The 17,033-nt window shown below is 38.0% G+C and carries 15 protein-coding genes; 9 read left to right on the top strand and 6 right to left on the bottom strand.

Annotation, left to right across the window (positions count from 1 at the left end; all coding sequences use genetic code 11):
• Window positions 1-25 precede the first annotated feature (25 nt).
• Both ABS768_RS13610 and ABS768_RS13605 read left to right on the top strand, forming a co-directional pair.
• Window positions 26-1,087 (top strand): inorganic phosphate transporter, encoded by a 1,062-nt coding sequence (locus ABS768_RS13610; RefSeq protein ID WP_408075502.1) that lies wholly within the window; start codon window positions 26-28, stop codon window positions 1,085-1,087.
• Window positions 1,088-1,181: 94 nt separating this feature from the next.
• On the top strand, window positions 1,182-1,775 hold the full coding sequence (locus ABS768_RS13605) for a DUF4291 domain-containing protein (RefSeq protein WP_408075501.1): 594 nt from the start codon (window positions 1,182-1,184) through the stop codon (window positions 1,773-1,775).
• Window positions 1,776-1,800: 25 nt separating this feature from the next.
• On the opposite strand, the gene ABS768_RS13600 is transcribed toward ABS768_RS13605, so the two are convergent.
• From ABS768_RS13600 to ABS768_RS13585, 4 genes are all read right to left on the bottom strand, one after another.
• Entirely contained in the window at window positions 1,801-2,634 is an 834-nt protein-coding gene (locus ABS768_RS13600) for a hypothetical protein (protein WP_408075500.1), read from the bottom strand.
• A 25-nt stretch (window positions 2,635-2,659) separates the two neighbouring features.
• Window positions 2,660-2,980 (bottom strand): hypothetical protein, encoded by a 321-nt coding sequence (locus ABS768_RS13595; protein WP_408075499.1) that lies wholly within the window; start codon window positions 2,978-2,980, stop codon window positions 2,660-2,662.
• Between the two features lie 216 nt (window positions 2,981-3,196).
• Window positions 3,197-4,243: an AMP-binding protein gene (locus tag ABS768_RS13590; RefSeq protein ID WP_408075498.1), complete on the bottom strand. Its 1,047-nt coding sequence runs from the start codon at window positions 4,241-4,243 to the stop codon at window positions 3,197-3,199.
• A 17-nt stretch (window positions 4,244-4,260) separates the two neighbouring features.
• Entirely contained in the window at window positions 4,261-5,172 is a 912-nt protein-coding gene (locus tag ABS768_RS13585; protein WP_408075497.1) for a CPBP family intramembrane glutamic endopeptidase, read from the bottom strand.
• A 75-nt stretch (window positions 5,173-5,247) separates the two neighbouring features.
• On the opposite strand from ABS768_RS13585, the gene arsC reads away from it, so the two are divergent.
• Entirely contained in the window at window positions 5,248-5,589 is a 342-nt protein-coding gene (gene arsC / locus ABS768_RS13580) for an arsenate reductase (glutaredoxin) (RefSeq protein ID WP_408075496.1), read from the top strand.
• Window positions 5,590-5,674: 85 nt separating this feature from the next.
• Window positions 5,675-8,167, top strand: a complete 2,493-nt coding sequence (locus tag ABS768_RS13575; RefSeq protein ID WP_408075495.1) for a TonB-dependent receptor domain-containing protein — start codon at window positions 5,675-5,677, stop codon at window positions 8,165-8,167.
• A 554-nt stretch (window positions 8,168-8,721) separates the two neighbouring features.
• Here the strand turns inward: ABS768_RS13575 and ABS768_RS13570 are convergent.
• The gene (locus tag ABS768_RS13570; protein WP_035134794.1) at window positions 8,722-9,999 is read right to left on the bottom strand and encodes a Glu/Leu/Phe/Val family dehydrogenase; all 1,278 of its coding nucleotides are present in this window, start codon (window positions 9,997-9,999) and stop codon (window positions 8,722-8,724) included.
• A gap of 310 nt (window positions 10,000-10,309) precedes the next feature.
• Between ABS768_RS13570 and ABS768_RS13565 the strand changes: the two genes are divergently transcribed.
• The 5 genes from ABS768_RS13565 to ABS768_RS13545 all read left to right on the top strand — a co-directional run bounded on the left by ABS768_RS13565 (window position 10,310) and on the right by ABS768_RS13545 (window position 16,304).
• The gene (locus ABS768_RS13565) at window positions 10,310-11,110 is read left to right on the top strand and encodes a sulfite exporter TauE/SafE family protein (protein ID WP_408075494.1); all 801 of its coding nucleotides are present in this window, start codon (window positions 10,310-10,312) and stop codon (window positions 11,108-11,110) included.
• A gap of 12 nt (window positions 11,111-11,122) precedes the next feature.
• The gene (locus ABS768_RS13560) at window positions 11,123-12,541 is read left to right on the top strand and encodes an MBL fold metallo-hydrolase (RefSeq protein WP_408075493.1); all 1,419 of its coding nucleotides are present in this window, start codon (window positions 11,123-11,125) and stop codon (window positions 12,539-12,541) included.
• Window positions 12,542-12,622: 81 nt separating this feature from the next.
• Window positions 12,623-13,771: a redoxin domain-containing protein gene (locus ABS768_RS13555; RefSeq protein ID WP_408075492.1), complete on the top strand. Its 1,149-nt coding sequence runs from the start codon at window positions 12,623-12,625 to the stop codon at window positions 13,769-13,771.
• 106 nt (window positions 13,772-13,877) lie between these two features.
• Window positions 13,878-15,035 (top strand): redoxin domain-containing protein, encoded by a 1,158-nt coding sequence (locus ABS768_RS13550; protein ID WP_408075491.1) that lies wholly within the window; start codon window positions 13,878-13,880, stop codon window positions 15,033-15,035.
• 111 nt (window positions 15,036-15,146) lie between these two features.
• Window positions 15,147-16,304, top strand: coding sequence for a redoxin family protein (locus ABS768_RS13545; protein ID WP_408075490.1), 1,158 nt, complete (start codon window positions 15,147-15,149; stop codon window positions 16,302-16,304).
• A 40-nt stretch (window positions 16,305-16,344) separates the two neighbouring features.
• Here ABS768_RS13545 and ABS768_RS13540 read toward each other — a convergent pair whose 3' ends face one another.
• Complete coding sequence (locus ABS768_RS13540) at window positions 16,345-17,016, bottom strand: hypothetical protein (RefSeq protein ID WP_408075489.1); 672 nt, start codon at window positions 17,014-17,016, stop codon at window positions 16,345-16,347.
• Window positions 17,017-17,033: the final 17 nt, after the last annotated feature.

Below are 17,033 nucleotides of genomic sequence, written 5' to 3'. Positions count from 1 at the left end.
CAAAACCCCAAGAAACTGATTCATCATGGTTTTACTCATTATAATCATAGTTTTAGCATTAATATTCGACTATATTAACGGATTTCATGATGCAGCTAACTCCATTGCAACCATCGTTGCAACAAAAGTACTTACGCCGTTTCAGGCAGTATTATGGGCTGCATTTTTTAACTTTATGGCTTACTTTATATCCAAGTACTGGATTGGTGAGTTTAAAATTGGTAATACCATAGCCAAAACCGTTAGTGAAGACTTTATTACGCTGGAGGTTATCCTTGCCGGGCTTATAGCAGCCATTACCTGGAACCTGCTTACCTGGAAACTGGGTATACCTTCATCTTCATCACATACCCTTATAGGGGGCTTTATGGGGGCAGCACTGGCACATGCCTTTACTATACCGGGAGCCGACCTGAACACTGTAGTGAACTATGCAAAAGTACTCCCTATCGTACTTTTCATATTCATGGCTCCGTTTATTGGTATGGTGGTAGCCTATTTTCTTGCAATACTGGTGCTCAATATCTGCCGCAAGGCAAACCCGTCTAAGGCCGATAAATGGTTTAGAAGATTACAGTTAGTATCTTCAGCACTATTCAGTTTGGGTCACGGTGCAAACGATGCTCAAAAGGTTATGGGTATTATAGGGGCAGCAGTTATATACTACCATCTTAATATAGACCCCGATCCTGCTTACCTTGCTGCAGATAATAAGTTCGCCTACTTTGTAGACCACTGGAGCTGGGTGCCGCTTGCGAGTTTCGTGATGATAGGTTTAGGTACCATGAGTGGCGGTTGGAAAATCGTTAAGACTATGGGATCTAAAATTACCAAGGTAAACTCGTTTGAAGGCGTTGTAGCCGAAACAGCAGGTGCCATTACCCTGTATACCACAGAGCATTTTGGTATCCCTGTATCTACAACCCACACCATTACCGGTTCTATTATTGGTGTTGGTGTAACAAAAAGGGTATCGGCAGTACGTTGGGGTGTAACCATAAGCCTGCTTTGGGCATGGATATTAACCATACCAATATCAGCAATTATCGCTGCTTTGGTATACTACTTTATTAAAATTTTTATCTAAAAAAAATATATACTACGAGTATCAAAAAAGCATATATCTTTTAGGTATATGCTTTTTTTGTATACTTTTATTTGAATTACACACTTTACAAATTATGACAAACAATCAAATCAGGGCACAGTATAACGATACTACCATAACCGTATATCAGGCCTACAACAGCGCCATAGCAAAAGGCGCAGTAGAAAACCAAACCTTTGTACATCCCTTTAAAATGGAACGTATGACGTGGATTAAACCTTCCTACTTATGGATGATGTACCGTTCGGGCTGGGCACAAAAGGAAGGACAGGAACACATACTTAAAATAAAAATTAAGCGCGAAGGGTTTGAATGGGCTTTAAGCAACGCCTGCCTTTCTCATTTTGACAGCAATACCCACCAAGACCGTGAAAGCTGGAAAACAACACTACAGCAAAGCCCGGTAAGGATACAATGGGATCCTGAGAAAAATATCTTTCTGGAAGCACTTTCCTACCGTTCGATACAAATAGGGCTGTCGGGCGATGCAGTTGGTAAATATGTAAACGAATGGATTACAGAAATTGAAGATATTACCGATGACTGTAAAAAAATCCATCAGCTTATAAACGAAGGTAAAATAGAAGAAGCCAAAGCCCTGTTACCTGTAGAGGAGATTTATACTATTCCCGCTGCTATTGGCGAACCTATTGCTGCAACAATGTAATTTTTTCTAAAAAGACAGTACTTAATTAATAATACCTATAGTATTTATTGATATCTATTTGCCCTCTATCTATAACTTTTTTGTTTTTGACTATTAAATACTCAGCTTTCTCAAGAGGTTTATATCCCGGGGTTTTAATCCCCTTTATAATCACCTCTCCTTCTTTTCCAAAAAAAGCATTAAAAGCATTATACCCTTTGTCATCTTTAGAGCTATAAATAAGCTCTTTCTTTTTTGTTTCAAATACATATAGGTATACTTTCTGATCAAATACATATAATACACTTCTACCATCTTTGGAAATAACCGGGTCACTATAACTTGAGAACATATTTTTATTTAACTCCTTTGAACTCAAATTATACATCATAACATTATTCCTAAGTGAGTTAAAAATGAGTATTCCGTTTTCTGACAACGGATGCTCTGAAAACGAATAAGTAACATTATAAGGCAATACACATAGCGTTGACATAACTCTTGTGTTCAAGTCAATAGAGACTATTTCCATATTGTCCTCATCAAAAGGGGTTGTTTTTATTGCAATTATTTGTTTATTATCATAAGTAACTATCCAAGGATTAAATTTAGCTTCAGGAAAGTTTAACTCTGTATAGATTTCATTTAAACCATCATTAGTTACTGTAAACTTAGTCTCATAATCTTTACTACAGGAATAAATAACCCTTAAGGAATCTAACTTATAAGAAAATGTCCCAGCCCCAGATTTTTTAACAGGTCCACAAAGCCCTCCATCATTAAATATTTGTGTATTATAAAAAAAATCACTATTCAGTTCTTTCTCCTTGCTACAGGATAAAGCAAGTAAGATTATTAATATGATGATGATGTTTTTCATAAGCCTGACTCAAAAAATATCATAACTATAATTTCATAGCAACAGGTGTATTAGTATTTACAAACATATTATAGCCTGGCTTTATATTAGGCTGTAATATTGCTGTTAACCTTTTATAAATATATATAAAAACCTTTATATCATTTGCTTTAACCTTCCATTTCACCTCAATATCACCTTCACTTTCAACCGGCTTGACTATCTCAGTTATAAAATTTTCAAGATTTTGCAAAGGCAGATCTTCTTCACTTATATTCTCCCAATCATCATATAACGGAGCAGATGAATTATAAAGCCAAACATCAGCAACTATAGCATTATCATGTAATAAATAAGCATAAGCCACCTATCCGTCATCTTCAATAATCACAGAAAAATCTATATCCCCTTCAGGGAAATACTGTTTAAAAAAAGTATCCTTCATAACAATAAAAAAACTGCCTCAAATATAGTGTCACTTTGCAAAGCGGAGAACCCTTAAAATTCTGGCAAGAGATTTATTGGTACCACTCAGTTGCACTCAAAATGACATTTGAGACAGTTATATCAAAATATATTTTTATTAGGCGTTTTCAAGGGTTTTATCCCTTATTACCTTCCCGCTAACGGTTTCTATAAACTGAGGGACAAACACCACCTCTTTCGGTTTTTCAAATTTACCAAGGTGCTTAAATGCGTCCGATGGCAAATCAAAAGGTTCGCCCTCCACAACAAGTATCAGTTTTTCACCTAATGTATCATCCTGACTACCCTGTACGAAATAGCGTCGTCCTATGTATTCCGATAGTTTTTCTTCAATCTGCTCAGGGAACAGTTTAACACCACCGCTGTTAATTACGTTATCATAACGCCCCAGCCATATAAACTGCTTGTCATTAACAATCTCAACCACATCGTTAGTTACTACAGGTTCGTCGCAAATCACATAAGGATCAATCACCAGGCATTTGCGTTCATCCTGACTTATATTAACATTAGGTAGTACCGTGAACGCCTCATCCCCAACCGGCTTAGCCGCAATATGGGTAATCGTTTCGGTCATACCATAGGTTTCATAAATTTTTGCAGGAAGCCCTCTAAGCTGCTTTGTAAGCGCCTGGCTCACCTTTGCACCACCCAGTATAAGCTTTTTTACTTTTTTAAGCTTCATAAGGCTATTTTGTGCCTGTAGTGGTACCATAGCACTAAAATCATAAACCGTATCCAGTCGCTCTAACGGATTAGCCACAGGGGCAATCATATCCATATCCCAGCCCAGTATAAAGGCACGCACCAGCATCATTTTACCTGCCACAAACTGTGTAGGCAAACAATGAAGTACTTTAATCCCTTCGTCCAGCTCAAAAAAGCTGCCCGTTGCAAGTGCCGAGTTTACCATAGCCTGCTTATCTACCCTAATCATTTTAGGTGCTCCTGTAGTGCCGGATGTTTGCATCTCTATAAAATCACGATGATCAAACCAGTCCAGTAAAAATTCACCTACCGCTTTTTCATGCGGTTCTCCTTCTTTAATGTAAATGTAAGCCGTACGGCACAGGTCATCTTCATTAAGATGAAATCCATTCAGCTTAAAGCTGTTGTGCACAAAATGATAATCTGGATTACTCATGTGGGGTTAGTATTTTGTTAGTAAATTTCGTGGGTTGGCAACACAACCTTTCCGGTAAGTTTCTCCTTCCAGTTGTGCCATTTATATTTCTTACTAAAGATAAACAAAAGAATCGGAAAAATAATAACAACAGGCAGTACTATGCTCAGTCCGGCCTGTGGTTCGGTTACTTCTTTTAAAACCGAATTGGTTTGAAATGCAGTCCAGTCAGACGTAACAAGTAATGCTGTAACGAGGTTATTTGCCGCATGGAAACCCAGTGCCAGTTCCATACCCTCGTCCATAAGGGTAATAATCCCTAAAAACAACCCGGTACCTATATAATATACCATTATAACCATACCCATTTTACCTACCTCAGGATTGGCTACGTGCAGTAACCCAAAAATAATAGATGTGGTAAGCAGAGCTGCCAGCCTGCTTCTGGTTGCTATACCAATACCCTGCATAAGATATCCCCTAAACAGGTATTCCTCAAAACTGGTTTGCATAGGTATAAGAACTATAGAGAGTACTGCCAATATGGCAAAAGGTACAGGTTGAAAATTCCATTCATAATTACCCGGATTAGAATAAAAGTCTACTAAAGTTACTGCGACGGTAAAAGATGCCCAAATACCAAAGGCAAAAAATATGCGACCCCAGTCAACTTTTTTACGGGATGTAGTTAAACTCCTAATGGTTTGCTTATGTACATATTTCACCCATAACAGTAATAAAACAAGCGCTATAGAAAGCGGTGCTATAAGTTCGACAAATACCCTGTTCTCCCCTTTTTCTTCCACCTGTTGCCTAAGCAAATCTTCGGTGTTAATATTTAATAATTTAATAGCTGCATAGTTTAATACCATCATTACCAAAAAAACAACCGGGATAGGTAAATACAGTCCAAAGTTAAATCCTTTACGATAAGCCTGTTCAATATACATTAAGAATAAAATTTAGTTTGCCCTAAGTTAATTTAATTTTAAAATTATAATGCCGTTCTTTGCAAAAAAATTATCATGATTACTATATACCATAACCCGCGTTGCAGCAAGTCCCGCGAGGGATTGCAGTTTTTAGAACTGGAAGGAAAACCATTTACAACTGTTAAATACTTAAACGAGCCTTTAACCAAAGACGAGCTTACAACCATTATAAAAAAGCTGGGAATTGCCCCTATTGAACTGGTTAGGACAAAGGAAAAAATATGGATTTCTAACTATAAAGAAAAAGAACTTTCTGAAAATGAAGTTATTGAAGCTATGCTACAACATCCTAATCTTATAGAACGACCTGTAGTTATAAACGGAGACAAGGCTGTTATTGCAAGACCAGCCGAAAAGATAAAAGAAGTCCTTTAAAAACTTTAACACTTTTTTATGGGGTATCCATTAAACTTGGGCTGCTTTTTGTAGTCAAACCCCCAATAAAAAACCAGAATCATTCATGAAAAAAATACAATCCGTATTCTTATTACTCTTACTTTTTACCTCAATAGGAGCAATAGCACAAGGAAATCCGGGCAATGTTACCATTAGCGGTAAGCTTATTGACCAGGAAACAAAACAACCCCTTGAATTTGCAACAGTAACAATACAAAAACCCGATAACACAACCGTAAACGGCGCTATGACCGATATGAACGGTGAATACAGCATTAATATAGCTCCGGGTACATACAATATTAAATACGATTTTATATCATTTAAGTCTGTTGTTATTAGTAACAAACAGGTTAATACTGATACTAACTTAGGTACTACAATAATGGCTCCCGATGCCACACTTTTGCAGGAAGTGGAAATTCGTGCCGAGCGTTCTACCGTAGATATTAAACTGGATAAAAAAGTATACAACGTAGGCCAGGACATGATTGTTAAAGGAGGAACCATTAGCGATGTACTTGACAATGTACCATCGGTTACCGTAGACGTAGAAGGTAACGTAAGCCTTAGAGGTAACGAAAGCGTTACTATTATGATAGACGGAAAACCATCTAACCTGTATGGTTCTAACCTTGCAGATGTGCTTAGGGTACTTCCTGCCGACTCGGTAGATAAAATTGAGGTTATTACCAACCCTTCTGCCCGTTATGATGCCGAAGGCGGTGGAGGTATCATCAACATTATTCTTAGAAAAGGGAAAGCTCAGGGCTTTAATGGTTCGGTTACCGCAAACACAGGTACGCCGGCCAATCACGGTATTATGGCCAATCTTAACTACAGGGCAGAAAAATTCAACATTTTCTCTAACCTTGGTTACAATTACAGAAACAGCCCGGGTAATAGTATGACCGACTCCGAATATTTTGATGAGGATGGAAACACTACAAGCTTTATAAACGAGCGCAGGGAAAACAAAAGAAAACGTAAAGGATACAATGCTACTCTTGGCTTTGAGTGGTATATAGACAGTACTTTTAGCTGGACCAACTCGGTTTCTGCCAGAAACAGTAATGGTGACAATCCTACAGATACGTATTACTACAACTATTTTGCAGACGGTTCGTTTAATAATACCCGTTATCGTTTTAACTCGGAAGACGAGGAAGACAGAAACTTTAACTACACTACCAGCTTCCTTAAAAAGTTTGATAACGACGGACACGAACTTTCAGTAAATGGTACGATTTCAAGAAGTACTGATGATGAAAACTCTCAAATTAGGGACATGATTTTAGGAAGCACCAATCCTGATGACAGTTCTACCGAAAGGACACTTAATTATGAAGAGGAAAAACGTACCCTTATTCAGGCTGACTACGTATTGCCTTTTGGCGAAAATAACAGGTTTGAAGCAGGTTACCGTGGTAGTTTTACTCAAAAGGATACCGATGCCAAAGCACAAATTCTTGATGAGAACAACGAATGGCAGCAAAACGGAAACTTCTCCAGTATACTTGAGTATAACGAATATGTAAATGCATTGTACGCTCAGTATGGTTCAAAATTCGGTTCGAAATTCTCTTACCTTTTAGGGCTTCGTTGGGAAGATTCTAATATCGATGTAAACCTTATAAACAAGGACGAGTATAACAACAAGCGTTATAATAACTTTTTCCCAAGTGCTTTCCTTACTTATGAATTTACAGAAGGAAGCAGCGCCAGCATTAGCTATAGCCGCAGGATAAACAGACCCAGAGGCTTTTTCATTAATCCGTTCTCAAGCCTGCAAAGTAACATTAACGTATTTCAGGGTAACCCTGATCTAGACCCGTCTAAAACCAACTCGTTTGATTTAGGTTATCTTAAAAAATGGAGAGACCTTACTCTAAGCACTTCGGCTTATTTAAACATTACCGAAGATTCATTCCAGTTTGTAAGAAGAACTGAAGATGCCCTGCCGGGACAAACCCCTATTACCTACTCTACCCCTATTAACTTAGCTAAGGAATACCGTTTTGGTTTTGAGTTTACCTTAAACTACAACCCTTTCAGATGGTGGAAACTTAATGGTAACTTTAACTTCTTTAGGGTTGAGACCGATGGTGACTATACATGGACTTATACTAACGGAAATGGTGAAGAGATTACCGATTTCCAAAACTTTGATAATACGGCATACACCTGGTTTACCCGCGTAAGCAGTAAAATGAACCTTCCGTGGAAAATGGACTGGCAGATAAACGGAACGTATAACGCTCCGCAAAACACAGCACAGGGACGCAGCCTTGGCATAATGCACTTTAATACTGCGTTAAGCAAAGACATACTTAAAGAAAAAGCTACTTTAACACTTAACGTAAGCGATATTTTTAATTCCCGAAAAAGAAAAAATTATACCAACCTGCCTACAGTTTCATCATATAGTGAATGGCAATGGAGAGAAAGACAGGTTACCCTTTCATTTACCTACCGCTTTAACATGAACAATCAACAACGCATGAAACAAGAAAGACAGGGACAGGGCGGTGACGACGATTTTAACATGGGAGGTTAATTATTAATTTTTACAGACACTCCTTAAAAAGGGCAGCTTTTATAAAAGCTGCCCTTTTTGTTTATTATGGAATGATGCATTTTAATTGAGATTCTTAATAACGTCAAAATATATAAAAAAGAGCCTTTCTACCTTCATTATGACAAACTCATCTGTCATGTCGACAACAGGAGACATCTGCATTCAAAATGTAAAAGAGATTTCTCCACTATACTATGTTTCGTATCGGAATGACAACGCCTACTGTCATTTTGAGCGAAACGAAGTGGAGTCGAAAAATCTATGATGTGAGATTGCCTCGCTCCATTGCATTACGCTCGCAATGACAACACTGTTACGTAACAACAGTGTGAGCAATGGCAATAAGCTCTGTAGCGTAAAGAAAATTATAAATGAGGCGTTAAAAGCATCCGCTGTTTGAGAGAGATCCTTCCTTCGTCAGGATGACAACCCATTTGTCATTGCGAGGAGGAACGACGTGGCAATCTAAATCTAATCCAATAAAAAAAGCAGCCCTAAGGCTGCTTTTAGTGAGTTTTAGTTTAGTTATAATCTTAAGGAAAAATTCCTCTTTGTTTATAAGCCATTTCAATTCTGGTTAATGCCTGTATGTAAGCGGCAGTTCTCCAGTCTGTTTGATACTGAACAGAAGTGTTGATTACCTTATTGAAAGCATCTTCAAGTTTCTTTCTCAGTTTCACGATAACATCATCCATTGTCCATATCTCACCGTTACGGTTTTGTAGCCACTCAAAGTAACTACCAATAACCCCGCCTGAGTTACAAAGGATATCCGGAATCATTTGTACGCCATTAGCAAGTAAAATAGCCTCACCTTCGGTATCAATAGGTCCGTTAGCACCTTCTGCAACTACTTTAGCTTTTACAGTGTTTGCGTTATCTTCGGTAATCTGGTTACCTAAAGCAGCAGGAATAATAACATCACAGTCAATCCCGAAGAAATCTTCAGACGGGTAATCCTGTGTACCTTTATAACCTGTAATAGTAGCATTATCGCTTTGGTATCTTAATAAAGCCTCAGGATCAATACCTTCAGGGTTATAAATAGTACCTGTAGCATCCTGTACACCTATAAGTATAGCACCGTTTTTGTGCATAAAGTGTGCAGCCCAGTACCCTACGTTACCAAATCCCTGTACAATATATTTTTTACCTTCTAACGAAGTACCGTTAAGCTTAGCCCATGACTCCAGTGTAACAACCACACCAAAACCGGTAGCACGGTCACGTCCTTCAAGACCACCAGATCCTACAGGCTTACCTGTAACAACGTGCTGGTTTTTAGAACGCTCGCTTGGTGATTTTGTAGACATATAAGTATCTGCAATCCAAGCCATCATTTGTGCGTTGGTATTTACATCGGGAGCAGGAATATCGTGTTCAGGTCCAATGTTATCACCCAGTGCATAGGTGAAACGTCTGGTAATTCTTTCAAGTTCACCCTGAGAGTACTTTTTAGGATCCAGTTGGATACCACCTTTACCACCTCCGTAAGGAAGTCCGGCAAGCGATGTTTTCCAAGTCATCCAGGTAGCAAGAGCCCTTGCGGCATCTATATCTACCGTTGGGTGATATCTTAGACCTCCTTTATAAGGTCCTAAAGCATTATTGTGCTGTACCCTATAACCGGTAAAAACTTCTACTTGACCATTGTCCATCTTTACAGGAAAGTGAACAACAATTTCATTATTTGTAATAGAAAGGATTTTTCTTACGCTTTCATCCAATCCCATAACGGCTGCAGCTTTTTCAAACTGATTCTTTACGTTTTCGTACATGCCCACGCGACGGGGCTTTTGAGTTGTTGCCATAACAAATTTTTTACAACGTGTGTTCTCTAAACAAAATTGCCTTAAAAAGACGTACAAATATATAGGAATTACCAATATGCAAAACGTTTTGATTAATAATTTTACAAAAAATAAAACCTAAAATTATCATTGCTGTAATTTGAACGTATTTTTAAGTATTAAAAATATACATATCATAAAATGTACCAAACTTTACAACTCCATAAACCACTAATTATCAACACACTATAATGGCGACTACTTTTTTCCCTATTTAAGTTGTAAATAGTTCACTTTTATAATATTATCTTTAGCCGCATTAACTAAAAAAATGGAACTAATAACAGCTTATGCCGGAGCATGTGCCATTGGCCTGGTTTTAGGGTTAATGGGCGGTGGCGGCTCTATACTTACCGTACCCCTGTTAGTTTATGTAATGGGTATAAACCCGATTTTGGCAACGGGCTATTCGCTGTTTATAGTTGGCTTTACTGCCGCTTTTGGCGGAGTGCAAAACTACCTTAAAGGTAATGTTGCCATAAAACAGGGTTTACTTATAGCTGTTCCGTCATTTATAACCGTATACTGCACCCGAAGGTATATAGTCCCTTCCCTACCGCAAAACATTATTGATACTAAGAACATTACCTTACACAAAGATACGTTTATTATGGCATTATTTGCTATAATAATGCTGCTTGCGGCACTTTCCATGCTTACAAAAAAAGAAACCGCACAACAACCTGATATTAAGACTGAAAAAACCAGTTACATCCGTATTCTTCCTTATATCATTTTAACAGGTATAACCATGGGGATTGTAGGTGCCGGTGGTGGTTTCCTAATCATACCCATGCTGGTATTTTTTGGCAAACTTAATATGAAAAAAGCTGTAGGTACTTCCCTGCTAATCATAGCAGTAAACTCCCTAACCGGATTTTTAGGAGATTTACATAACACAACCATAAACTGGCAGTTCCTGTTATCTTTTACTGCCATCTCGATTTTTGGTATATTTGTAGGCAGTTACCTGCACAGGTACGTAAACGAGAAACAGCTAAAAAAAGGCTTTGGAGTATTTATACTCATTATGGCCTGCTTTATTCTCTCTAAAGAAGTTTTTGGATTTTAATCTAACCGTGATATGAAAATAGAACAGATATACACAGGCTGTATTGCACAGGCAGCCTATTACCTTGAAAGTAATGGCGAAGCTGCCATTTTTGATCCGTTAAGGGAAGTGCAGCCCTATATTGAAAAAGCAGCAAAAGACAATGCTAAAATAAAATACATTTTTGAAACCCATTTCCATGCCGATTTCGTTTCGGGCCATTTGGATCTGGCTAAGAAAACCGGAGCCGAAATTGTATATGGACCAACCGCCGCTCCAGAGTTTGACGCTATTATTGCCGAAGACAATCAGGAGTTTAAAGTAGGAAACTATACCATCAGGGCTATATACACACCGGGACATACTTTAGAGAGTACGTGCTACCTGCTGTTAGACGAAAACAATAACATGCATGGTATTATTACAGGTGACACTCTATTTATAGGCGACGTAGGAAGACCAGACCTTGCACAGGCTCTTACCAGCGAACTTACACAAGAGGTACTTGCATCTCACCTGTTCGACTCGCTTCGTAACAAGATAATGGTATTACCTGATGAACTTATAGTATACCCCAGCCACGGTGCCGGAAGTGCCTGCGGAAAAAACATGAGTAAGGAAACTACTGATACGCTGGGTAATCAAAAGAAAACAAATTATGCTCTTAGGGCTGATATGACTAAAGAGGAATTTACCGCCGAACTACTGGACGGACTGGGAGCCCCTCCTGCTTATTTCCCTCAAAATGTTTTAATGAACATTAAAGGGTACGATAGCCTTGACAACATCATCAAAAAAGGTATTACACCGCTTACAGCACAACAACTGGAAGCTACAGCAAACAGCACGGGTGCTATAGTGCTTGATGTAAGACATGAAAACGACTTTGTAAAAGAACATATTCCTAACTCTATATTCATTGGTCTTCACGGAGGTTTTGCTCCTTGGGTAGGTGCGCTTATACGCGATGTAAACCAGCCTATACTACTGGTTACTCCCGAGGGTAAGGAAGAAGAAACCATTACAAGGCTTGCACGCGTAGGTTTTGATAACACACTGGGCTACCTTAAAGGTGGCATGGAAGCATGGAAAGCTGCAGGGTTTGAAACCGAAAGCATCCGCTCTATCTCTCCTGAAGAGTTTGCAGAAGGATTAGTACAAAACCCTATTACTGTGGTTGATTCACGTAAACCGGGGGAGTTTAGTAACGGGCATGTTGTTGAGGCTGTAAATATTCCGCTTGATTTTGTAAACGAACGTTTTGCAGAAGTACCAAGTGAGACCGACTTTTATCTTCACTGTGCCGGTGGTTACCGTTCGGTAATAATGGCATCAATTTTGAAAGCAAGAGGCTACCATAATATGATTAATGTAGAAAAAGGTTTTGGCGGAATTAAAAACACAACAGTGCAAACAGTTGTAAACCAAGCCCCTTCATGCAGTAATTCATAAATATAAAATAATTGTTAATGCTGCTGCTTACCATTTATTTTTAGATAATTTAGCAGCTTAAATAAAAACTATAAAAACCACATGAAAAAATTTCTTCTGTTTGCATCGGTAGCTGCTTTTGCAGTTTCCTGCAACGATTCACTTAAAGAAAATGAGTTCCTTGTTACAGGAACCATAGATACTATTTACAACGGTAAGCAGGTATTCCTTAAAGAAGCTCCAAAAGAGCGTATGGCTCAGCCTGTATCTTTAGATACAGCTGTTGTAGAGAACGGTAAATTTACTTTTAGAGGTATGGCCGAAACTCCGCAGGAGCGTTTCCTTTTCATTGAAGGAGAAGAAAAAAATGCACCTATCCGATTTTTTGCTGAAGAAGGTAATATTGCCATCAACGTAAATAAAGATACAATTTATAACTCTACCGTTACAGGTACCTTTAACAACGAAGTACTTGCTAAGTACAACAAGCTGAACAACGAAGTAAGCAAAAAAGGGCAGGAACTTAGCCAGGAGTATACCAAAGCTTCTCAGTCACAAGATGAAGAGGCTATGACGAAAATTGAAGATAAATTTGAGACATTCTCTGATGAGATGTACACAAAGTTTAAGGCTTTTATTGAAGAAAACCCTACAGCAGAAATCTCTATTCAGGCATTCCCTTCTTTATTAAGAAGTCAAAAAGCTACTTATGAAGAGCTTCAGTCTATTTTTGACAAACTGCCACAATCAAGCAAAGACAGTGATTTAGGTAAAAAAATAAGCGAATACCTTGAAAAGAAAAAACAGGCAGACGCTGCTAAATCGGCAACTTCTGTAGGAAAGCAGGTTCCTGGTTTTGCTGCTCCAACGCCAGACGGTAAAATGCTTTCTATTAAAGAAGCTATGGGTAAAGTTACTATTATCGACCTTTGGGCTTCATGGTGTGGTCCATGCCGTAAAGAAAATCCTAACGTAGTAGCTATGTACAACGAGCTTCACGGTAAAGGACTTAACATTATTGGGGTTTCTCTTGACGAAGACGGAGACAAATGGAAACAAGCTATCGCTGCCGATAAACTTACATGGCAACACATCTCTAACCTTAAAGGTTGGGATGAGCCAATTGCAAAACAATTTGGTGTAAACAGTATACCGGCAACTGTAGTTCTTGATGCTAACGGTGTAATTGTGGCAAGAGATCTTAGAGGTGATGAACTTAAAGCAAAAGTAGAAGAGCTTTTGGCTAAGTAATTCATTTACAATATACACTAAGGCGCAGTTAATCCCTGCGCCTTTTTTTATAAATATAATTTAGTAACTTAGGCGTACCTATGTAACAAATCAAAACCTTTACACTATGAAAAAAATTTTTGTAATCACCTTAACCGTTTTGGCCATCATGTCCTTTAAGGGGCTTGATTTGGTTGGAAATGAGTTTAAAATTGTTGGGACAGTAAATTCTGATTTTAACGGACAGAAAGTATATCTGGCAAAAACTATTACTGAGGAAGTAATGAGTAAACTGGACTCAACAATAGTAAAAAATGGAAAATTCACCTTTAGTGGTGTATCAGACAAGCCGGAACAGCGACTGATTTATTTTGAAGAAAAACGAATGGACGGGCAAATTGCTGTTTATGCCGAAAAGGGAAATATTACAGTAAATGTTAATGCTGAAGATATTTCAAAATCAGTAGTAGGCGGTACAATAAACAATAATGCACTGGCTAAACTAAATACAATACTTGTTGAAGTTGGTAATAAAGAGCTGGCTTTTAAAAATGAGCACATGGACAACTTTGCCAAAGCCAAGGAAGAAGGTGATACAGAAACCCAAAACAGGATTGTAGAAGAATATTCAAAACTTACCAAAGAATACAACAAAACCTATATTGCATTTATTGAAGAAAACCCTAACAGTGTTATATGTGTAGAACTTTTCCCTATTATACTGAGAGATCAAAATGTAAAAGCAAAAGATTTAAAACCGGTATATGACAAAATGGGGCCGGAGCCGAAAGCAACCGAAATGGGTCAGAAAATAGAAACTTACCTTAACCAGATGCTGGCAAATGAAAAAGCTATGGAAGCTACCGAAGTAGGTAAAACAGCTCCTGATTTCTCAGCCACAACTCCAAACGGAAAAACACTTTCGCTTAAAGAGGCAAAAGGTAAGGTAACTATTATCGATTTTTGGGCTTCATGGTGCGGACCATGCCGTAAAGAAAATCCTAATGTAGTAGCTATGTATAATGAGCTGCACGGTAAAGGACTTAACATAATCGGAGTATCACTGGATAAAGACGATGCAAAATGGAAAGGTGCCATAGAGAAAGATAATCTTACATGGCAGCACATCTCTAACCTTCAGGGTTGGGACGAACCAATTGCAAAACAATATGGTGTTACATCTATACCTGCTACGGTTATACTGGACAAAAATGGTGTTATCGTTGCCCGTGATTTAAGAGGTGAAGAGCTTAAGGCAAAAGTAAAAGAGCTTTTAGCCGAATAGTTTTTACCAAAAACCATAAACAAAAAGCCACACTATAGTGTGGCTTTTTTCGTTTTACAATAATTAGTATATTTATTTTCAAATATTTACATCTTACCAAACTAAATTGTTATGAAAAACTTATTACTTGTTAGTGCAGCTATACTGGCTGTTTCCTGCAACAACCTTAAAGAAAACGAATACCTTATTGCGGGTACTGTAGACCCTTCTTTTAATGGCAGACATGTTATTTTAAAAGAGAATAACGGAAGTATTCTGGCTATAAAAACGGTAGACTCTACCGTGATAGAAAATGGTAAATTCAGTTTTAGGGGCACTACAGACAGTATTAAAAGCGGGTTCTTTTACATTGAAGGAAAAGAGGAAGAACCTATGGCCGTGTATATTGAAAAAGGCGCTATTGATATTAAGGTCGATAAAGACACCGTTTCTAACTCAGTAATTAGCGGTACTCTTAACAACGATGCAATTTATGAATACCTGCAGTTGGATAAGAAGATCACCTCCCAATATTCTAAAATATACAACGCCTACAATGATGATTATATGAAAGCGATTAAGGAAAAAGATACTGCTAACGAAAAAAGGCTTAAAAATATATTTGATAATTTTTACAACAAAAACTACAGCAAGTACAGTGACTTCATGAAGGAGCACCCTGACTCTGAAGTATCTCTTTTAGCATTTAGCTCCTACTGCCGTTATAAAACAGATAAAGACTTTGATACGCTTAATAACCTTTACCAAATGCTGGGCAAGGAAGTAAAGGAAACCAAAAGAGGCAAAAAAGTGGGCAAAGAAATAGAGAGCATGGGGATAACGGAAAAAGCCAGAGCTAAAACTGCTGTTGGCACCCTGGCTCCTGATTTTAAAGGGACAACTCCAAACGGAGAAACTCTTTCTTTAAAAGAAGCTATGGGAAAAGTTACAATCATAGATTTTTGGGCTTCATGGTGCGGACCATGCATTCAGCAAACACCAAAACTGGTAAGCATTTATAACGAGTTTCACGATAAGGGACTAAATATTATAGGAGTTTCTTTAGACAATAAGGAAACCGAAGCAATATGGAACACAATGATTAAAGAACGTAACCTAAACTGGCAGCATATTACTAATTATACCGGATGGGACGACCCTATAGTTAAGGAATATGGCATAAAAGGTATACCCGAAGTTGTTGTGCTAAATTCAGAAGGTGTTATTGTTGCACGTGATATTGAATACCCCGAACTAAAGAATAAAATAAAAGAGCTTTTAGCTGAATAATCTTAATATAAATTAAGAATCCCCGCTATAGCGGGGATTCTTATATTCCTTTAACTTCACGTATTGAATCTGTCAAAGTTCTTTTATAATATTGCAAAGGCAGTCTTTGCTCGTAGGTCAAAGTATATTCATTCCCATTTGGCTTACCATCTCCCAGGCATTTAGAGTAATAATAAATACTATCAATATAAAACTCCTGTTGCACCAGTGAGGTGTAAATTTTGTACTCAAATTTACAACCTTGCCCGGCATCGTGGTATAAAACCATATTATCGGCTTTTTTATCAAATGTATCATAACCTCCCCATGCACGGCTTACTTCGTTACATATCACATTATCATACACACGACCTATCCTGCTCCTCTTCCCGTCAACATTAAGCAGTACAGCAAGTTTACGGTTATCTTCCCCGCAATAATCAAATCCGGGATAATCCAGATTTAATGATGGCGGAGAAATTATAACAAGGGTATCTGTCAAAACATCGTTATTTACATCCATGGGTTTTGCATCTATAACCCTATAGTAAGATGAAACCATACACCCGTAAGCCTTAAAATATCCTTTAGATTTTTCAATACATTCGGCAGAAGTCCCTTTAGGAATATCAAGCGTATCATAAGGCGAAACATGATACATAGCCTGCCTGTAGTTATCTTTACAGGAAATAAGACAAAGTCCCAAGAACAAAACGAGTAAGGCTGGTTTCATGGTTTTAAATTTGTATA

Source organism: Flavobacterium rhizophilum, assembly GCF_046000485.1.
Lineage (GTDB): Bacteria > Bacteroidota > Bacteroidia > Flavobacteriales > Flavobacteriaceae > Flavobacterium > Flavobacterium rhizophilum.
This window is presented reverse-complemented; position numbering and strand designations above follow the sequence as displayed.

Coding starts and splice junctions, on each gene's coding strand:
- ABS768_RS13610 (WP_408075502.1), top strand. CDS start 26: ATGGTTTTACTCATTATAATCATAGTTTTAGCATTAATATTCGACTAT.
- ABS768_RS13605 (WP_408075501.1), top strand. CDS start 1,182: ATGACAAACAATCAAATCAGGGCACAGTATAACGATACTACCATAACC.
- ABS768_RS13600 (WP_408075500.1), bottom strand. CDS start 2,634: ATGAAAAACATCATCATCATATTAATAATCTTACTTGCTTTATCCTGT.
- ABS768_RS13590 (WP_408075498.1), bottom strand. CDS start 4,243: ATGAGTAATCCAGATTATCATTTTGTGCACAACAGCTTTAAGCTGAAT.
- ABS768_RS13585 (WP_408075497.1), bottom strand. CDS start 5,172: ATGTATATTGAACAGGCTTATCGTAAAGGATTTAACTTTGGACTGTAT.
- arsC (WP_408075496.1), top strand. CDS start 5,248: ATGATTACTATATACCATAACCCGCGTTGCAGCAAGTCCCGCGAGGGA.
- ABS768_RS13575 (WP_408075495.1), top strand. CDS start 5,675: ATGAAAAAAATACAATCCGTATTCTTATTACTCTTACTTTTTACCTCA.
- ABS768_RS13570 (WP_035134794.1), bottom strand. CDS start 9,999: ATGGCAACAACTCAAAAGCCCCGTCGCGTGGGCATGTACGAAAACGTA.
- ABS768_RS13565 (WP_408075494.1), top strand. CDS start 10,310: ATGGAACTAATAACAGCTTATGCCGGAGCATGTGCCATTGGCCTGGTT.
- ABS768_RS13560 (WP_408075493.1), top strand. CDS start 11,123: ATGAAAATAGAACAGATATACACAGGCTGTATTGCACAGGCAGCCTAT.
- ABS768_RS13555 (WP_408075492.1), top strand. CDS start 12,623: ATGAAAAAATTTCTTCTGTTTGCATCGGTAGCTGCTTTTGCAGTTTCC.
- ABS768_RS13550 (WP_408075491.1), top strand. CDS start 13,878: ATGAAAAAAATTTTTGTAATCACCTTAACCGTTTTGGCCATCATGTCC.
- ABS768_RS13545 (WP_408075490.1), top strand. CDS start 15,147: ATGAAAAACTTATTACTTGTTAGTGCAGCTATACTGGCTGTTTCCTGC.
- ABS768_RS13540 (WP_408075489.1), bottom strand. CDS start 17,016: ATGAAACCAGCCTTACTCGTTTTGTTCTTGGGACTTTGTCTTATTTCC.